This is a genomic window from Aeribacillus sp. FSL K6-1121 (assembly GCF_038003725.1).
Lineage (GTDB): Bacteria > Bacillota > Bacilli > Bacillales > Aeribacillaceae > Aeribacillus > Aeribacillus composti.
Map to the genome: position 1 here is coordinate 637,233 of NZ_JBBOPS010000001.1, position 17,453 is coordinate 654,685.

The following is a 17,453-nucleotide window of genomic DNA, read 5'->3' on the forward strand; positions in this document are numbered from 1 at the left end:
TCAAATGAAGAAATGGTGGAAAACTTTATCGATGGCAGCTGCATCACTTGTTTTAGCTTCTGCTTTAACAGGATGCGGCGTTGTTTCATCGGGAGGCGAGGACAAAAGCAGTCAAGCAAAAGAAGATGGCGACAAAATTGTGGTTGGTTTCTCAATGGATACGTTAAAGGAGGAGCGCTGGCAGCGCGATAAAGACCTGTTTGAAGCAAAGGTAAAAGAATTAGGAGCAGAAGTAAAAACGCTTGCGGCTAATGGCGATGATGCCGCTCAATTGAATCAAGCAGAACAATTAATTTCCGAAGGGGTAGATGTGTTAGTTGTTGTACCACATAATGCAGAAGCTACAGCAGCTATTGTTGACAAAGCGCATAAAGAAGGAATTAAGGTTATTTCATATGACCGCCTGATTAAAAATGCAGATGTAGACTACTATGTATCTTTTGACAATGTTCGAGTTGGGGAAATGCAGGCGAAAGAGATTGTTAAGCAAGCACCGACTGGAAACTATGTATACATCGGTGGTGCCGATACAGATAATAATGCTCACCTATTCCGTGAAGGAGCTATGAATGTGTTAAAACCGCTTGAAGAAAAAGGGGATATTAAGATTGTTTATGATCAGTTCTCAAAGGACTGGAAGCCTGAAGAAGCATTGAAAAATATGGAAAACGCTTTAACAGCAAATAAAAATAATATTCAAGCAGTTATAGCAGCAAATGATGGCACAGCTGGCGGCGCCATTCAAGCATTAGCGGCTCAAGGACTGGCAGGGAGAATCCCTGTGTCTGGTCAAGATGCAGAGCTGGCTGCGCTGCAACGCATCGTGGAAGGAACGCAAACAATGACGGTTTATAAACCAATTCATGCTATTGCCACGAAAGCGGCTGAAATAGCTGTAGCTGTTGCAAAAGGAGAAAAAATCGAAACAGATCAAAAAATACCGAACGGTAAAATCGATGTTCCATCTGTCCTTCTCGATCCTATTGCTGTAACGAAAGAAAATGTTCTAGATACTGTCATTAAAGATGGATTTCACAAATTAGAAGATGTCTATCAAAATGTTCCAAAAGATCAATGGCCAAAACAGAATTAAATGTTATAAAGGCTGACTCTTACAAAAGAGTCAGACCTTTCTCATTCTATCATGCTGCGAATGGGAGGGAAGATGGTTGTATTCGTTAGAGATGGATCAAATAACAAAAGAGTTTCCCGGAGTGAAAGCATTAGACCGTGTAACATTTAAAGTGAAAAAAGGTGAAATTCATGCGCTCTGTGGTGAAAATGGAGCGGGTAAATCGACGTTAATGAAAGTATTAAGTGGATTATATCCAACTGGAACATATTCAGGAGAGATTCGTATAAACGGAACCCCTGTACATTTCCGCAATATTAAAGATGCAGAAAAGGCAGGGATTGCAATTATTCACCAAGAACTTGCACTCGTTAAAGATTTGACAGTTGGAGAGAACATTTTTCTAGGAGCAGAACCGAAAAAATATGGCGTCATCCAATGGGATCAATTGTTTTATGAGTCATCCGAATGGTTAAATGCAGTAGGTTTAAATGTGGCTCCTCAAACGAAAATCTATTCACTTGGCATCGGGCAGCAACAACTTGTGGAAATTGCCAAAGCTTTGTCTAAAAATACGAAGATATTGATTTTAGATGAACCGACAGCTGCTTTAACAGAGAGTGAAGTCGAAATATTAATGGGAATTTTAGAGGAATTAAGAAAAAAAGGGGTAACATGTATTTACATTTCTCACAAAATGCCTGAAGTTTTTCGTTTAGCTGATTCCATAACCGTCTTACGTGATGGAAAATCCATTGCAACTCTATCCAAAGATGAAACAAGTGAGGATGAAATTATTTCTTTAATGGTCGGCAGAGAATTAACGGAACGATATCCGCAAGCTGAACGAACTCCAAATGAAACGATTCTTGAAGTGAAAAACTATTCTGTCTGGCATCCAGATATGCCAAAAATGAAGGTAAATGATAATATTTCCTTTTCACTTAGAAAAGGAGAGATCCTTGGAATAGCTGGATTAATGGGGTCTGGTAGATCAGAGCTTGCCACAAGTCTTTTTGGAGCATATGAGGGAAAACGGGAAGGCGAGGTATGGATAGAAGGTAAAAAGGTTCACATTCGCAACGTTCAAGATGCTATTAATGAAGGGATAGCATTAGTGACAGAGGATCGAAAACGCTTTGGTCTTGTTTTAAGTATGGATGTGAAAACAAATACCACTCTTGCCAGTTTGAAAAAAATTAGCAAATGGGGCGTTATGAACCATAATGAAGAAATGAAATCAAGCCAACAGTTTGTCCAGAAGTTAAAAACTAAAACGGCATCTCTCGAAACGAAAGTTGGAGCATTATCGGGAGGGAATCAGCAAAAAGTCGTTATTGCCAAATGGTTGATGTCTAAGCCGAAAATTTTAATTTTAGATGAACCTACACGGGGAATTGATGTAGGGGCAAAATATGAGATTTATCAATTAATGAATCAGCTGGTTAATGAAGGAGTCGCAATCATTATGATCTCATCAGAGCTGCCTGAAATACTTGGTATGAGCGATCGAATTCTGGTCATGAACGAAGGCAGATTTGTGAAAGAGCTGACGAAAGAAGAAGCCACACAAGAAAAAATTATGTCAGCAGCAACGGGAGGAGGGAAATAAATGGAATTAAAAGTGACGGCTCAACAAAAGACAAATGTCAAAAAAAAGTCGTTGAAAGATATAATCGGAAAAATTGACGTACGGGCTTATACGATGATTGGTGCCATAGTTGCGATTTGGCTGTTCTTTGGAATTTTGAACGATACATTCTTAACAGCGCGTAACCTTTCAAATTTATTCACTCAAATGTCTGTTACTTCTATTTTAGCGATTGGAATGGTTCTCGTTATTGTTGCCGGACACATTGACTTATCTGTCGGATCCATTGTAGGTCTTACAGGAGGTATTGCTGCCATATTTAGTAACTGGATGGGAATGCCAACGATTGTTGTCATTGTTGTCACGTTAGTTGCTGGTGCAATTGTTGGCCTACTTCAGGGTTGGCTAGTTGCCTATCAGGCAATTCCTGCATTTATTGTCACTTTAGGCGGTATGATGGCATTTCGCGGCATCTTAATGGGAATAACGAAATCAACAACCATTCCTATTTTTGATGCGAATTTTATTGCCCTTGGAAGTGCCTATTTTACAAATATGTTTGGGATTGTGTTGGCCATACTAGCAGTAGTCATTTTGGTTATTTTAACAATAAGAAAACGAAAAACTCGCTTAAATTATGGATTTGAAGTAATGCCTCTTTCATTGGAAATCATGAAAATACTTTTTCTTAGCTCACTCATTGTTTTATTCGTCATCACGATGAACAGCTATAAAGGAATTCCGTTTCCCATTATATTTGTTATCGGTTTGGCAGTCATTTTTTCATTTATTGCGAATAACACAACATTTGGCCGTCATATTTATGCAATTGGCGGAAATTCAGAAGCTGCGCGTTTATCAGGAATTAATATTAAAAGTCGCACGATGATGCTGTTTGTATTTAGCGGATTGTTATCAGCCGTTGCAGCAATTGTGTTAACAGCTCGTCTTTCTTCTGCTACCATTTCGGCTGGCCAGATGTATGAATTAGATGCTATCGCTGCATGTGTCATTGGCGGAACCTCTTTAATGGGCGGATCTGGAACGATTATTGGTGCGATTATAGGGGCCATGGTCATGACATCGCTCGATAATGGAATGTCCCTTATGGGGCTGGACACCTATTGGCAGTACATTGTGAAAGGAAGTATTCTTGTACTAGCAGTCTGGATAGATATTGCAAGCCGTAAAAAAAATAAGTAGTTAAAAATCTGCGACAAAAGGGCTGAACTTTGGATATCATTCATAGTTTCAGCCCTATTTGTGTTGGTAAAAAATGTACCAGTATGCTGTAAAATTTCCATATAATTATGAAGACTATATCAAACTATGCAAAGCTTGGAATAAACCTCGTTTCATTTCCTATCCTTGTGGTCATTTAGGCATCGTGTTTCAACGAAGGAAAATCACTAAGGACGGAATGTGATTTATTAAATGTAAAATCACATAAATAAAAAAGCCTATAGGTAATTCCAGAAGCAATTAAGAAGTTCGATAACTAAACTTACCTTTTAAATAAGCCTAATTTTTTTGCTGCTTTTTTCTTCCATTTTTTTAAATGTTGTTGACATGGTTTTTGACCGTTCGGATGGAAATGAACATTTCATCTGCAATTTCACGTATTATCTATGAACTCTAATATTTTTCATTCGGTTGGCGTTAGTTGTGATTGGATTTTTCCCATCTTATATTGATTTTCTATCTTTTTAACTTGCAAAATTCTTTGGTCAAGTCCAAATTATTGTGTAAATTCCCCCCTATGAACTTTACTTTCTATAATTTGGATGGGGATGTTTAATAAGTCGTTTTTCGGCTTATAGACGCTCTTTTAATGTTTTAGAAATGTTGATAGATTGATATTTTTCAATGAGGATTTGACTTTTTAGACAGCCTCTATTGGATATATTTTTTAACTATCACTTTTTTGATTAATTCTTTCACAAACCGTTTCGTTTATATCTAAATTCGGTAAAAAATAAATTAAGATAGAAATGAAGAATATTTATGAAAGGAGTGAAAAAATGAAGCAATACCATATCATTGTTTCAGGACGTGTGCAAGGAGTGGGGTTTCGATATTTTACGCAATCAAAAGCGGTCGAGCACCAAATTTCCGGTTGGGTTCGAAACAAGATGGACGGAACGGTTGAAATCGTTGCAGAAGGAGAGGAGCAAAATTTACAGAACTTTCTTGCCTCTATTCAAAAAGGTAGTCCTTTTTCAAAAGTTGAAAATATACAATTAACGGAACATGATGAAGTGGAAGGCTTTCAAAAGTTTGATATTCGTTATTAATTATTAAAGCATTAATATGATAAAACACCCCTATTTGTACAAGGGGTGTTTTAATAAGGCAACACTTTTAAATTGAAAAATGTCATTAGATCGGCCACCAATGGAAGCCGTCTTTGGCAAGAAGTTCATCCGCTTCTTTAGGACCCATCGAGCCTGCCTCATAGTTAGGGAAGGCCGCTTTTTTACGGGACCATGCATTTGAAATCGGATCAACATATGCCCATGATAAGGCGACTTCATCCCAGTGGGTAAAATTCGTGGCATCGCCTTGCATGCAATCATATAGCAATCTTTCATATGCCTCCGGAGTGTTCATACCGTCGATGCCGTTATTGTTGTAAGAAAGCTTAATTGGTGTAGCCTCTGAGCTTACTCCCGCTTTTTTGGCATTGAGATGAAGCGTAATCCCTTCATCAGGCTGGATATGGATGACAAGCAAGTTTGGAACGCGGTCGCTTTCCTTTTTAAAGTATAGGTTCATTGGAATATCTTTAAATTCGACAACAATTTTTGTTGATTTTTCTTTCATCCGCTTTCCTGTGCGAATGTAAAAAGGAACGCCTGCCCAACGGTAATTGTCAATCAAAATCTTTCCGGCCACAAACGTTTCTGTATTGGAATCGGGATCTACATTTGCTTCTTCTCGGTAGCCGATAACCTCTTTTCCATTAATTATTCCCTTTGTATATTGGCCTCTTACAAAATAGCTGTCGACTTCATTTTCCTGAATTGGCCGTAAAGCACGAAGCACTTTAATTTTTTCGGAACGAATTTCGTCAGTCGTTAATTTAATTGGCGGTTCCATCGCAAGCAAGGCCACCATCTGCAGCATATGGTTTTGCACCATATCTCTGAGCGCACCGGATGTTTCATAATAGTTGCCCCGGTCTTCCACGCCGAGTGATTCGCTTGAAGTAATTTGAATATTGGAAATAAAACGGTTATTCCATAAATGTTCAAAAAGCGCATTGGCAAATCGAATGACTTCAATATTTTGCACCATTTCTTTTCCTAAATAGTGGTCGATTCGGTAAATTTGCTCTTCATCGAATGCGGCGCGGATTTCATCGTTTAATTTTTGGGCGGAAGCTAGGTCATGGCCGAACGGCTTTTCAATGACAAGTCTTGTCCATCCGTTTGTATCTTTTAAACCGTGCTCTTTTAAATTGTTAGCGATGATTCCGAAAAATTCAGGCGCCATCGCCAAGTAAAAGACTCGGTTCCCTTCCGTTTGATATTTTTCATCCAAGTCGGAAAGTAAGCTTTTTAAGCTGTGATACGAAGACTGGTTCGATACATCAAACGGATGATAATAAAAATGCGAAGTAAAGGATGTTAGATCGCTGTTGACGGAAACTGCATTTTCAACGGAATCTTTAACATTTTCCCTGAACGTTTCGTTCGTCCATGGTCTTCTTGCCACGCCAACGACCGCGAATTCTTCGCTGATCTTACCGCTTTGATATAAACGGTAAATGGATGGGAATAATTTCCTTTTCGCTAAATCTCCTGTTGCTCCGAATATAATGATGATTGCTTTTGGTAACTGGATTGTATTCACTGAACGTACCTCACTTTATCGTTTTGCTATAAATTTTGCTAAAAATATGTACCCGTTCAAATATTTAATTTTAAAGGTAAACGTACTGTAACGCAAATAATATTTGCTGATTTTTCTGCTAAATATTGAATGAATGTATTATAATAACAGATAAAAAGACATTTGGAGGAGCGAACGTTGAATCTTTATTTTTTAGGAACAGGTGCTGGTCTGCCGGCCAAACATCGAAATGTGTCTTCCATTGCGCTTGAATTGCTTGAAGAACGCGGTTCTATTTGGCTGTTTGATTGCGGCGAGGCGACACAGCACCGGATTTTATATACGAACATCAAACCGGCAAAAATTGAAAAAATTTTTATTACGCATTTGCATGGTGATCATATATACGGACTTCCCGGTTTGTTAGGAACAAGATCCTTTCATGGCGCCGAGAGCCCGCTCGTAATTTACGGTCCTCCCGGTATTAAAGAATTTGTGGAACAAACTTTGAAGTTAAGCTTTACTCATCTTAAATATCCGCTTATTACAAAAGAAATATTTGACGATGAAACCGTTTTTGAGGATGATCAATTCATCGTTAAGGTAAAGAAATTGGAGCACGGCATCCCTTCATTCGGTTATCGGATTATAGAGAAGGATCTGCCCGGAACACTTTTAGCGGATCGATTAAAAGAAATTGGAGTAAAACCTGGACCTATATACAAAAAATTAAAAAATGGCGAAACAGTCCAACTTGCTGATGGAAGAGTTTTGAATGGAAAAGATTTTTTAGGTCCTGTCAAAAAAGGACGGATTGTTTCGATTTTGGGTGATACAAGATATTGCAAGCAAAGCGTCGAATTATCAAAGGATGCGGATGTTTTAGTGCATGAGGCGACATTTGCAAAGGATGAAGAGCTTTTGGCCTACAATTATTTTCATTCGACAACAGTTCAAGCAGCGCAAATTGCTTTAGAGGCAAACGCAAAAACGTTATGGCTGACGCATATTAGCTCGCGATATCAAGGCGAAGAGGATTGTCAAATGCTTCTTGCTGAAGCAAGGGCTGTATTTCCAGAAGCAAGCCTTGCCCATGATTTTTTATGTGTCCCAATTCCTAAAAAGTAGAAAATGGTATGGGATGCCAAAAATGAAACTTTCGCCGCCTTTTTTACATAGAATAAAAGAATCGTCTACAGGCATATTTAGTCCTATAATCGGGCAAAAAAATCGTCGACATGATTCTTGCAGAATCTCTGAACTTTCAAAATTTTTTCGGTTGCGGCAATGAAAGAATTATATGTTGATTCAACACTCACTGTATGCTTTGGAAAATGCAATATGCAAACAAAAGCTGCCTCAAAAGGCTTTTTTGAGACAGCTTCTTCTTTTATACGCGCCATCCGCGTTCATATTGTATCGGCGATTCAATTTTTGCGTTTAGTTCATTAGCTGCATGGTAAGGCCAATATGGATTTCTCAATAATTCGCGGGCGACAAAAATAAGATCCGCCCGGTTGTTTTTTAAAATCTCTTCCGCCTGCAAAGGTGAAGTAATTAAGCCGACTGCCCCTGTTTTGATGTTTGCTTCCTGTCTGATTTTTTCGCTAAATGGCACTTGGTACCCGGGATAAACATCTATATTTGCCGGGACAAGCCCTCCTGAGCTGACATCAATCAAATCGACACCATCCTCTTTCAGCCATTTAGCAATTTGTACGTAATCATTTATCGTCGATCCGCCTTCAACATAGTCACTGGCGGAAACACGGACAAACAACGGGCCTTCCCACACTTTCCTTACGGCTTGGATAACCTCTTTTAAAAACCGGTAGCGGTTCTTTAAGCTTCCTCCGTACTCATCATTGCGCTTGTTTGATAGCGGAGATAAAAATTCGTTAATGAGATAACCGTGGGCTGCATGGATTTCGATGATATCAAAGCCTGCGTCCTTAGCTCGTTTTGCTCCTAATTGAAATTTTTCAACCGTTTCTTTTATTTGTTCTTTTGTCAGTTCTTTCGGTGTACGGCTGTTTTGATCAAAAGGAATTGAAGATGGGGCGAATATGTCTCCGCTCACATTTGACTTTCTTCCTGCATGAGCAAGCTGGATGCCTGTTTTCGCTCCGTATGATTTGATTTGCTGCACAAGTTCAGCCAATTTTATAATATGGTCATCTTCCCATATACCGAGGTCCAATTCAGAAATTCTGCCTTCCGGCGAAACAGCTGTTGCTTCAAGAATGATGAGGCCCACCTGTCCCACCGCTCTTGAAATGTAATGTGTGAAATGAAAATCTTCAAGAAATCCTTTTTTATTTGCGGCTGAGTACATGCACATCGGCGACATGACAATTCGATTTTTCAATGTGACATCTTTAATCGTAAATGGAGAAAATAATAATCGGTCTTTCATCTTTTATTCGCCTCCCTAAATATTTCCTTTAAAATTTTAGCAATTATGATTATTTTTGTCATATGATCTGCTTGGTAAATATAAAAAAGGGGTTCAGTGTTGCTCGCTGAACCCGAGTCCGATTTCAGATTATTGTTCGTTCACCAGTTTTTCCTCCAAAGCGCTGTTTAATTCTTTTGACCGTTCGACTGCCCGTTTCACACAGCTTATAATAGCTTCATCTACGTGATGATTGTTTAGGACGCTTAAGCCGGCTTCAGTTGTGCCGCCTGGGCTCATTATTTCTTTTCTTAGAGTAGACGGCTCTTTGTCAGACGTTTTTAACATTAATGCTGCCCCATAAAGTGTTTGAACAATGAGGGAGCGCGCCATGGACTTTTCTAAACCGATTTCTTCTGCTGCTTTTTCCATTGCTTCTACTATGTAATAAATATAGGCTGGTCCGCTTCCTGCCAGTCCTGTGACGGCATCGAGCTTGTCTTCTTCAACAATTTCAACTGTTCCGATCAATTGAAACAGTTCAACAGCTGCTGACAGGTCACCATCCGTTGCATATTGTCCTTGTGCCAAGGCGGTTGCTGATTGTCTGATGGTAGCGGACGTATTTGGCATTGCTCGAATGACGGGAATACGTTTGTTGAATAATGTTTCAATTGCTTTCGTTGAAACGCCTGCGAGCATGGAAATAACAAGATGGTTTTCTGTTGCGTATTCGCGGACTGTTTTTACTGCCTCGTCAACGTCCTTCGGCTTCATCGCGAAAAAAATCGTTTTTGTGTTGTCAAACAAATGCTTTTTATCTTTTGTCATCGTGACGCCGTATGTTTTTTGCAGCTCCTCGAGCCGCTTTTCATTGGAACGGTTTGTCACAACGATCTCTTCTCTCCGGCACTTGTTCCCGTTGATCAATCCGGATATAATAGCTTCCGCCATAGATCCGGCTCCGATAAATCCAAACTTGTACATAAAAAGAGACTCCTTCCTGATCGTTTTATATGTTTCTTTTGAACTTCTTCCCTATAAACTTAGTTTAAAAGAGAAGAGATTCAGTGGGAAAGGTAGCGAGAAAACGTTTTACTATTCATCTGTTAAGCAACAGAAGTGCATGCTTTGGATGGGCTTGTATGATGAAATGTTTCCCTGCCTTAAATTCTAAAAGCGTTGTAGAATTAATTTTTTATCAGTTCCTACGGCTTGTCAAGTATACTTATGAATTATTCGAATAAAATGACAAATTGATTTATCATGTGTAAAATAAGTTATATTAAAAAATTAAAGGCGGTTTGCAAAAATGTTCAGCAAAGATGCAATTTATAAAATAACGATCCCTATACCTTATCCGATTAAAGATGTGAACGTGTATGTTGTAAAAGGGGACGCATTGACATTAGTGGATGCAGGGATGAAAACGGAGGAAGCGTGGAGAGTTTTTGAACATAAGCTGAAGGAAATAGGGCTTGTGCCTGAGGATATTGAGCAAGTCATTCTTACCCACCATCATCCTGACCATATCGGTTTGCTCGATTTTTTTGATGGCGATCTTCGTGTTTTGGGCCATCGTTTGCTTGCTCCTTGGCTTTCTCATGATGTGCGTTTTTTTGATCGGCAAAAGGAATTTTTTTTAGAATTATTGAAGCAGTTTGCTGTCCCGGAGTCGTTTGCGTCACACTTAGATCATCTTGATCTTTCCTTATATCCACGCAATCATCCGCTGACCTCCTCCATTCAAGAAGGAGATGAAATAGACGGGATGCCTGGGTTTACAGTCATTGAGACTCCTGGACATGCCCAAAGCCATATCGTTTTGTACAATGAGGAAGACTGCCGAATGATCGGCGGCGATCATTTGCTGAAAACCATTTCCTCCAATCCTGTTCTTGAAATGCCGTATGAAGGAAAAGAGCGTCCAAAACCTCAGCTGCAATATAATGAATCTTTGAAAAAGCTTTTGCATATTCCGATTTCTGTTGTCTTTCCGGGTCATAAAGATGAATTTTTCGATCCTCACCTGTTGATTCGGAACCGTTTAGACAAACAGCATGAACGCGCGCTCACCGTATTAAAGCATTTAGAAAAACAGGAAATGACGGTGTTTGCTCTTTGCAAGCTTCTTTTTCCGGCTGCTTATCAACAAGAGCTTTTATTTGCTATATCAGAAACTGTTGCTCAGCTTGATTATTTAGAACAATATGGAAAAATTAACAAAAGAATAGAAAATGGCGTTTTACTTTTTTCCGCGCAACGAAGAGGTGACAAATAAATGAATTCGCGGCTTAAAGATCGATTGGTAGTTATTACGGGGGCATCGAGCGGGATCGGGGAAAAAATCGCAAGGATCGTTGCAGAAAGCGGTGGACATTTAGTTTTGCTGGCTAGGAGGAAGGATCGTCTCAAGAAACTTTCGGATGAGCTTCAAGCCTCTCACTCTATTTCTTGTACATATTACGAACTGGATGTCAGTGACCTTGACGCAGTTTCCGAAGTATTTACGGACATCACAGAGAATTTTGACCGAGTGGATGTTTTAGTCAATAATGCTGGTTTTGGTATTTTTCGAAATGCAGAGGAAGCAACATTCGAAGAGATGCAGCAAATGTTTAAAGTAAATGTGTTCGGATTAATTGCTGCGACAAAGCTGGTTCTTCCGATGATGCTGGCCCAACGGGAAGGGCATATTATTAATGTCGCCTCTCAGGCTGGCAAAATAGCTACTCCGAAATCAAGCATCTATTCTGCTACAAAACATGCTGTTTTAGGCTTTACGAACAGCTTGCGGATGGAAGTGGCGGACCGCGGGATTTTTGTAACATCTGTCAATCCGGGTCCAATTGAAACGGATTTTTTCAATCTTGCCGATACGTCAGGGGATTATGTGAAAAACGTCCAACGCTGGATGCTTAATCCGGAAGCTGTTGCACAAAAAATCGTGAGCGTGATGCTGACAAATAAACGGGAAATTAATATGCCTGTTTGGATGGAGCTTGGCGGGCTTGTTTATCGTCTCATGCCCTCCCTATTTGAAAAAGTTGCCGGAAATTTGTTTCGGCAAAAATGACCGGGAGCATGATGCAGGAAATGAACAGAAAGCTGAAGGCGGACTTTTCGCTAAAATCTCCGCTCTCACTTCTGAAAAGGCGCGTCAAGCGTCTTTTTATTTTGATAAAAAATTCAGCTCTTTCACCGATTTGTCTCCAACTTAAATCTTCTAAAAAACGCGGCTGTATTTTGAATAAGCTTTCCAAGCTTAATATCTGTTTTTCGATGCCGTACTTCGTTGTTATGCTCCTTTTGTACCGCGAAAAATGGCGCAAATTCCCATTGAAACCGAACGTATATTCCCATACAATAAAAATAAAATAAAACCGAACATACATTCTCATGAGGGGATGATGGAATGAATTATGAATCGTTTCCAAACCGGCATATATTATGCATCGATATGAAAAGCTTTTATGCGAGCTGTGCGGCGGTCATACTTGGGCTTGATCCTTTAACAGCCCACATTGCTATCGTTGGGGACAAAGAGCGGACAGGAAGCATTGTATTGGCCGCTTCACCAAAACTGAAGGAAGATTTCGGAATTCAAACCGGATCCCGCTTATTTCAAATTCCAAACGACCCCCGCATCCGCCTCATCACTCCGAAAATGGCGACGTATTTACGGATTTCTGCTGAAATTACTCGGCTGCTGAACCGCTATGTTCCGAAAGAAAACATTCATGTTTACAGCGTAGATGAATGTTTTATTACTGCGGATGGAACAGAAAGACTTTGGGGGGATGCGCATAGTCTGGCCGAAAAAATTGTGGAAGATTTACGAAATGAATTTTCTCTCCCATGCGCGGTTGGGATCGGTCCAAACATATTGATGGCGAAGCTTTGTCTAGATTTGGAGGCGAAAAAGAAAGGTATAGCGGAATGGACGTATGATGATGTCAAAACGAAGCTGTGGAGCATCAAGCCGTTGCGTAAGATGTGGGGGATTGGGACAAGACTTGAAAAAACGTTAAATCGAATGGGAATTTTTACAGTTGGTCAGCTCGCAAATTATCCGTTAGAGCTCCTTGAAAAGAAGTTCGGCGTCATGGGGAATCAGCTTTATTACCACGCATGGGGAATAGATCTTTCCGACATAGGCTCTCCGATTATGCTGGGGCAAATCAGTTTTGGAAAAAATCAAATATTGCTTCGCGACTATCCGGACCCCGAAGAGGTGAAATGCGTCATCTTAGAAATGTGCGAGGAAGTGGCAAAAAGAGCGAGGGAACACCGGATGGCGGGGAGAACAATCAGCCTTGGAATCGGCTACAGCCAAAAGGAAGGCGGAGGAGGATTTTACCGTTCCAAAACGATGGATGTCTCAACAAATATTACGATGGATCTTTATCGAGCCTGCCTTTTGCTGTTTGATCGTTTTTATGAGGGGAAGACAGTCAGAAAAATTTCCATCTCTCTTTCCAACGTGGAAAAAGACAGCGGCATGCAGCTTGATTTGTTTAGGCCGAACCGCATAAAAGAGCATCGTTTAGGATATGTAATGGATGCGATTCGGAACAAGCACGGCTCCAATGCACTGCTGCGCGCTGTTTCGTATACGAAGGCAGGAACGAGTCTTCACCGCAACAAGCTGATCGGCGGGCATTATGCGTAACGAATATGAAGAAAAGAAAGCAAAGGATGGGATAAACAATGATTCAGGATCGTGGAAGCATAAAATGGACAGCTATGATGCTGCCCGAGCATGTGAAATTACTAAGGAAATACAATGAAAGTTTAGATAAAGTCGAAAAACCGGTTTTAGATGAACAAAAATATGAAGAATTTAATGAAGTTATCTGTGAGGCTATGGAAGAGAACATTACTCTACAATTCACCTATTATCAAAAAGGTGAAATAAAGAAGCTTGTCGGCAATATTCATTATATCGATCAGCTAAAAAGAGAATTACGAATTGTTGATTACTTGACTAAAAAACATGTTTTAAAATTAGGAGATATTATTGAAATTGAGCAATACTAAGAAAACAGCATTAGAAATACAAACTTAATAGGGGTAGCGTAAGGTCAGGAAAATGCAGATTTACAACGCTTAGAAAATGACGATAATTAACAGCCCAATTTCTAAAAATTTGAGAAATTGGGCTTTTTGCTACTCTACCATCGGCGCCCTATATGGAATAACTAAAACATGATCTCAATCTTAAAATCAATTAATTTTTCTTTCACTAAAAAAGCACCCGTTAGTGAATAAGTGACATTCACGGTTAACAAAAAACAATTAAGTTTCACTCTGCCACTATAGGGTCATTTTCTGGAATAAGTAAGAGAATTATTTTCTTAGCTCCTGTAATAATTTACACTTATTAAAAAAGCTTTGACATTAGCTGTGTCAGGGCGTCCACAACAAGAGTGTTGGGGCATGAAAAAGCGTTTTTGTAGCTATCAACTTCTTAAAGCCTCTCAGAAGCCCTCACAGGCTTTCTAAGGGCTATCCTATTCTATTCTATTTCCGCCAAAAAGTTGAACAGTCTGCTTTATCCTGAATATTAAATTCAATCATTTTCTCCAGCAATTCGTAATTTACCGGCTCATTCCACGGAATTCGAAACAAGCCTTTGGTAGCGCTGTAGCCAGCTTGGGCGATTTCATCGGCAAAATGCATCATTGTCTTTTCTTCAGGTGAAACGCTCAAATGATGCTTCGCTGTGGAAAAGCCGATGATAAATGTGCCGTGATCGGTAAACATTGGCGTATTCCACTTGATTTGCGGCTTCAAATTTGGAAATTTATTGGCAACCCACGCCAAAATTTCCTCTGTTCGGTCGCGGTGGTCGGGGTTATCAATACCTGCTAAATATTTTGCAAAAACTTCCATGTCTTCCTCCTTCGATATTATGCTATTTCCGCCAAAAATTCGAATTCTCCGCCTTATCCTTGATATTAAATTCAATTATTTTCTCTAACAATTCGTAATTAACTGGTTCAGACCATTGAATTCGGAACAAGCGTGAAGAAGCGCTGTAGCCAGCTTGGGCGATTTCATCGGCAAAATGCACCATTGTTTTTTCTTCGGGTAAAATGCTCAAATGATTCTTTGCTGCGGCAAACATAATGATGTATGTGCCGTGATCGGTAAACGTGGGTTTGTTCCACTTGATTTGCGGTTCTAAATTTGGAAATTTATTAGCAACCCACGCCAAAATTTCCTCTGTTCGGTCGCGGTGGTCGGGGTTATCAATACCTGCTAAATATTTTGCAAAAACTTCCATGTTATTTCCTCCTAAAATAAAAATCGTTTAGAGAAGTTCCTCAAACCCATTCGTCGTTAAAACTCCTCACAGAACCGCTCAGACAAGTTCTTAAACAACACCTATTTCCACTATATATTTTACAACCTGAATAGTCAAAATGGCTTAAAATGCAAATTAGTTTGAAATTTTCCATCCGAATGTAGAGTTAAAAAAGGTTCGATCATTTAAAGCAAATTATAATAAAGATTGATAAAACAATGATATTGTGAAACAATTTACTTAAACTAAAGGAAAGGATACAGCACCAAATTAAATGAATATTAGTTTAATTTATGCTGTATCTTTTCGCTAGTCAACTACACGAGCCGTAGCAATTCAATGACCGAATTGCTACGGTAATCAGTTTATGATTTAAGGATGGCTGATAACTTGAAAACAAATGCTAGGTATCAAACTTGGATTCGAATGAATAAACTACTAATTTTTTTGCTTTTTTCACTTTTATTCATTTTGTTGACATTCTTACCTATTAATTTATATCTGCGAGTTTTGTCAGGTATTATAGCGTTACCATTAATTTATATTACATTTATCCTTTCTTATTCTTATTACCAATTCGCAGCATTTGGGGGAAATTATCAGTCAAAAATACATGACTTAATTGTTGCCAAGGTGAATTGGGATGGGCAAGGAAAAATACTGGATATAGGAACAGGCAGCGGTTCACTGATTATTAAACTTGCAAAGGCTTTTCCTGAGTCCCTATTAACTGGAATTGATTATTGGGGCGACGATTGGGAATATTCGAAAGATCAATGCCAACGAAACGCTGAAATTGAAGGGGTTTCTGATCGAATAAATTTTCTGAAAGCAAGTGCCACAAAACTGCCTTTTAAAAATGATGAATTCGATATAATTGTAAGTTGTCTAACATTTCATGAAGTTAAAGATGAAAGAAATAAAACAGAAGTAATGAAAGAGGCATTAAGAGTGTTAAAACCTGGTGGTGGATTTGTCTTTTTAGATTTGTTTATGGATGAAAAAATATTTGGGGATGAAAAAGAGCTCTTAAATTCCTTAAAGAAACATGGTGTATCTGAATTGAAAAGCTACAAACTCGCTAAAGTAATGAAACTGCCAAAGCTTTTATTGAACAAAAAAGTATTAGGGAATGCAATGATATTGATTAGAAGAAAATAGACGTGTCATAATTTGCTTGTGAAAATAACACTGATTTCTCACAAATAAAAACAACAGCTTTATTCAACTAACCCGGCTAATAGTTTGTCAATATTTCTCTATAAATGTTTAAAAAACGTTAATCGGTTATGTTCATTCTGCTTCAATAAGCGGAGAGAGCTAAAATATGATAGAATGGAGGCAAAATTAAAAAAGGATGATTTTAGCCTATGAACATTTCGTTTACAAACGCAGCGAAAGCAAAACTTAAAGAGATATTGGAAATGAACGAAAACCGCTATATAAAGCTGAAATATGATACAGATGGCTGCGGCTGTGTCATAAGCGGTGTTACTGTTCTTTGGCTTGTGAAAGATCTTGATGAGGATGATATGAAAATTGATACAAATTTTGTCCCGGTGTACGTGGAGCGATCAAAGCTTGTTTTTTTAGATGATGAATTGCAAATCGATTATCACGGGCAAAAACAAATATTCATGCTCAAAAGTCCAATGCAAATTTACAATCCAAGAATGAGCTGCATTGTGAAATGAGGGAACAAAATTGAAGGAACGTCTAGCTTCTTTAAAGAACATTGCTTTAAATAAAACATGGGTGTCCTTTCTCCATGACAATCATCCGTACACCCTTCTGCATTGGTCTGTAGGAGGAATGGGATATGAAAAAAAGGATGTGTGGCTGATTCAAGATGAAATGACGTTTGAAGCGGAAGAGTTTGCCACGATCGATGAAGCAATTGCATGGATGGAAAAAAACATGCAGAATATTCACGATGTATTAGGATAAAAAAGAGCATGCATTGGTCAAAGGAAGGGAAAAACATGAAAGATGCATGGAATCTCAAAGATCAGATCGGCGAAGAAAAAGCGAAAAAGCTTATAGATATGAAGAAGCAAATTGAAGAAGAAAAGGAGAAATTAAAAAAACTGGAATTGGAGCGTAAAAGAAAAGAGGAACAAAAGCGGGAAAAACAGAAAAGCTTTGCTGAATTGCTCGCAGAAAGCGACTTGAAATGGGAAGATTTTAAATAAAAAGCTGGAAAGGAGGCTGTCCAAAAAGTCAGGGTTCACTGACTTTTTGGAGCCCCTTC

General features: G+C 38.9%; 19 protein-coding genes. 13 read left to right on the forward strand and 6 right to left on the reverse strand.

From position 1 onward, the window contains the following. The first annotated feature begins 4 nt into the window (after positions 1 to 4). The 3 genes from xylF (at position 5) to NSQ61_RS03275 (ending at position 3,866) form a co-directional block, all read left to right on the forward strand. Positions 5 to 1,093, forward strand: a complete 1,089-nt coding sequence (gene xylF, locus NSQ61_RS03265) for a D-xylose ABC transporter substrate-binding protein (protein ID WP_311066303.1) — start codon at positions 5 to 7, stop codon at positions 1,091 to 1,093. A gap of 91 nt (positions 1,094 to 1,184) precedes the next feature. Further along, a complete protein-coding gene (locus tag NSQ61_RS03270; RefSeq protein ID WP_311067359.1) occupies positions 1,185 to 2,684 on the forward strand; it encodes a xylose ABC transporter ATP-binding protein in 1,500 nt (499 codons plus the stop codon). Then, positions 2,685 to 3,866 carry a sugar ABC transporter permease gene (locus NSQ61_RS03275; protein WP_063388156.1) on the forward strand — a complete coding sequence of 394 codons (1,182 nt, stop codon included), beginning with the start codon at positions 2,685 to 2,687 and terminating at the stop codon, positions 3,864 to 3,866. A 351-nt stretch (positions 3,867 to 4,217) separates the two neighbouring features. Here the strand turns inward: NSQ61_RS03275 and NSQ61_RS20205 are convergent, their stop codons facing one another. Then, positions 4,218 to 4,289: a LuxR C-terminal-related transcriptional regulator gene (locus tag NSQ61_RS20205; RefSeq protein WP_395994372.1), complete on the reverse strand. Its 72-nt coding sequence runs from the start codon at positions 4,287 to 4,289 to the stop codon at positions 4,218 to 4,220. 395 nt (positions 4,290 to 4,684) lie between these two features. On the opposite strand from NSQ61_RS20205, the gene NSQ61_RS03280 reads away from it, so the two are divergent. After that, positions 4,685 to 4,957: an acylphosphatase gene (locus NSQ61_RS03280; protein ID WP_094246179.1), complete on the forward strand. Its 273-nt coding sequence runs from the start codon at positions 4,685 to 4,687 to the stop codon at positions 4,955 to 4,957. 85 nt (positions 4,958 to 5,042) lie between these two features. Here NSQ61_RS03280 and zwf read toward each other — a convergent pair whose 3' ends face one another. Beyond that, positions 5,043 to 6,518: a glucose-6-phosphate dehydrogenase gene (zwf, locus tag NSQ61_RS03285; protein ID WP_066247642.1), complete on the reverse strand. Its 1,476-nt coding sequence runs from the start codon at positions 6,516 to 6,518 to the stop codon at positions 5,043 to 5,045. 177 nt (positions 6,519 to 6,695) lie between these two features. On the opposite strand from zwf, the gene rnz reads away from it, so the two are divergent. Continuing rightward, positions 6,696 to 7,625, forward strand: a complete 930-nt coding sequence (rnz, locus tag NSQ61_RS03290; RefSeq protein WP_130157788.1) for a ribonuclease Z — start codon at positions 6,696 to 6,698, stop codon at positions 7,623 to 7,625. Between the two features lie 262 nt (positions 7,626 to 7,887). Here rnz and namA read toward each other — a convergent pair whose 3' ends face one another. Continuing rightward, positions 7,888 to 8,913 (reverse strand): NADPH dehydrogenase NamA, encoded by a 1,026-nt coding sequence (namA, locus tag NSQ61_RS03295; RefSeq protein WP_340806021.1) that lies wholly within the window; start codon positions 8,911 to 8,913, stop codon positions 7,888 to 7,890. A 129-nt stretch (positions 8,914 to 9,042) separates the two neighbouring features. Next, positions 9,043 to 9,879, reverse strand: a complete 837-nt coding sequence (gene proC / locus NSQ61_RS03300) for a pyrroline-5-carboxylate reductase (protein WP_063388161.1) — start codon at positions 9,877 to 9,879, stop codon at positions 9,043 to 9,045. Positions 9,880 to 10,204: 325 nt separating this feature from the next. On the opposite strand from proC, the gene NSQ61_RS03305 reads away from it, so the two are divergent. The 4 genes from NSQ61_RS03305 to NSQ61_RS03320 all read left to right on the forward strand — a co-directional run bounded on the left by NSQ61_RS03305 (position 10,205) and on the right by NSQ61_RS03320 (position 13,932). Then, the gene (locus NSQ61_RS03305) at positions 10,205 to 11,173 is read left to right on the forward strand and encodes an MBL fold metallo-hydrolase (RefSeq protein WP_063388355.1); all 969 of its coding nucleotides are present in this window, start codon (positions 10,205 to 10,207) and stop codon (positions 11,171 to 11,173) included. Beyond that, entirely contained in the window at positions 11,174 to 11,968 is a 795-nt protein-coding gene (locus NSQ61_RS03310; RefSeq protein ID WP_063388354.1) for an SDR family NAD(P)-dependent oxidoreductase, read from the forward strand. Between the two features lie 339 nt (positions 11,969 to 12,307). Further along, a complete protein-coding gene (locus NSQ61_RS03315; RefSeq protein WP_094246170.1) occupies positions 12,308 to 13,564 on the forward strand; it encodes a Y-family DNA polymerase in 1,257 nt (418 codons plus the stop codon). Positions 13,565 to 13,602: 38 nt separating this feature from the next. Then, positions 13,603 to 13,932, forward strand: a complete 330-nt coding sequence (locus tag NSQ61_RS03320) for a YolD-like family protein (protein WP_066247653.1) — start codon at positions 13,603 to 13,605, stop codon at positions 13,930 to 13,932. Between the two features lie 483 nt (positions 13,933 to 14,415). On the opposite strand, the gene NSQ61_RS03325 is transcribed toward NSQ61_RS03320, so the two are convergent. Together NSQ61_RS03325 and NSQ61_RS03330 are read right to left on the reverse strand one after the other, a co-directional pair. Continuing rightward, on the reverse strand, positions 14,416 to 14,787 hold the full coding sequence (locus NSQ61_RS03325; RefSeq protein WP_130157796.1) for an iron chaperone: 372 nt from the start codon (positions 14,785 to 14,787) through the stop codon (positions 14,416 to 14,418). A gap of 22 nt (positions 14,788 to 14,809) precedes the next feature. Further along, on the reverse strand, positions 14,810 to 15,181 hold the full coding sequence (locus NSQ61_RS03330) for an iron chaperone (RefSeq protein ID WP_063388349.1): 372 nt from the start codon (positions 15,179 to 15,181) through the stop codon (positions 14,810 to 14,812). Positions 15,182 to 15,580: 399 nt separating this feature from the next. Between NSQ61_RS03330 and NSQ61_RS03335 the strand changes: the two genes are divergently transcribed. The 4 genes from NSQ61_RS03335 (at position 15,581) to NSQ61_RS03350 (ending at position 17,394) form a co-directional block, all read left to right on the forward strand. Continuing rightward, entirely contained in the window at positions 15,581 to 16,363 is a 783-nt protein-coding gene (locus tag NSQ61_RS03335; protein ID WP_066247657.1) for a class I SAM-dependent methyltransferase, read from the forward strand. A 209-nt stretch (positions 16,364 to 16,572) separates the two neighbouring features. Continuing rightward, positions 16,573 to 16,896 (forward strand): iron-sulfur cluster biosynthesis family protein, encoded by a 324-nt coding sequence (locus NSQ61_RS03340; protein ID WP_340806024.1) that lies wholly within the window; start codon positions 16,573 to 16,575, stop codon positions 16,894 to 16,896. Between the two features lie 10 nt (positions 16,897 to 16,906). Further along, positions 16,907 to 17,149, forward strand: a complete 243-nt coding sequence (locus NSQ61_RS03345; RefSeq protein WP_063388346.1) for a DUF2552 family protein — start codon at positions 16,907 to 16,909, stop codon at positions 17,147 to 17,149. Positions 17,150 to 17,157: 8 nt separating this feature from the next. After that, positions 17,158 to 17,394, forward strand: coding sequence for a DUF3886 domain-containing protein (locus tag NSQ61_RS03350; protein ID WP_063388345.1), 237 nt, complete (start codon positions 17,158 to 17,160; stop codon positions 17,392 to 17,394). The last annotated feature ends 59 nt before the right edge of the window (positions 17,395 to 17,453 follow it).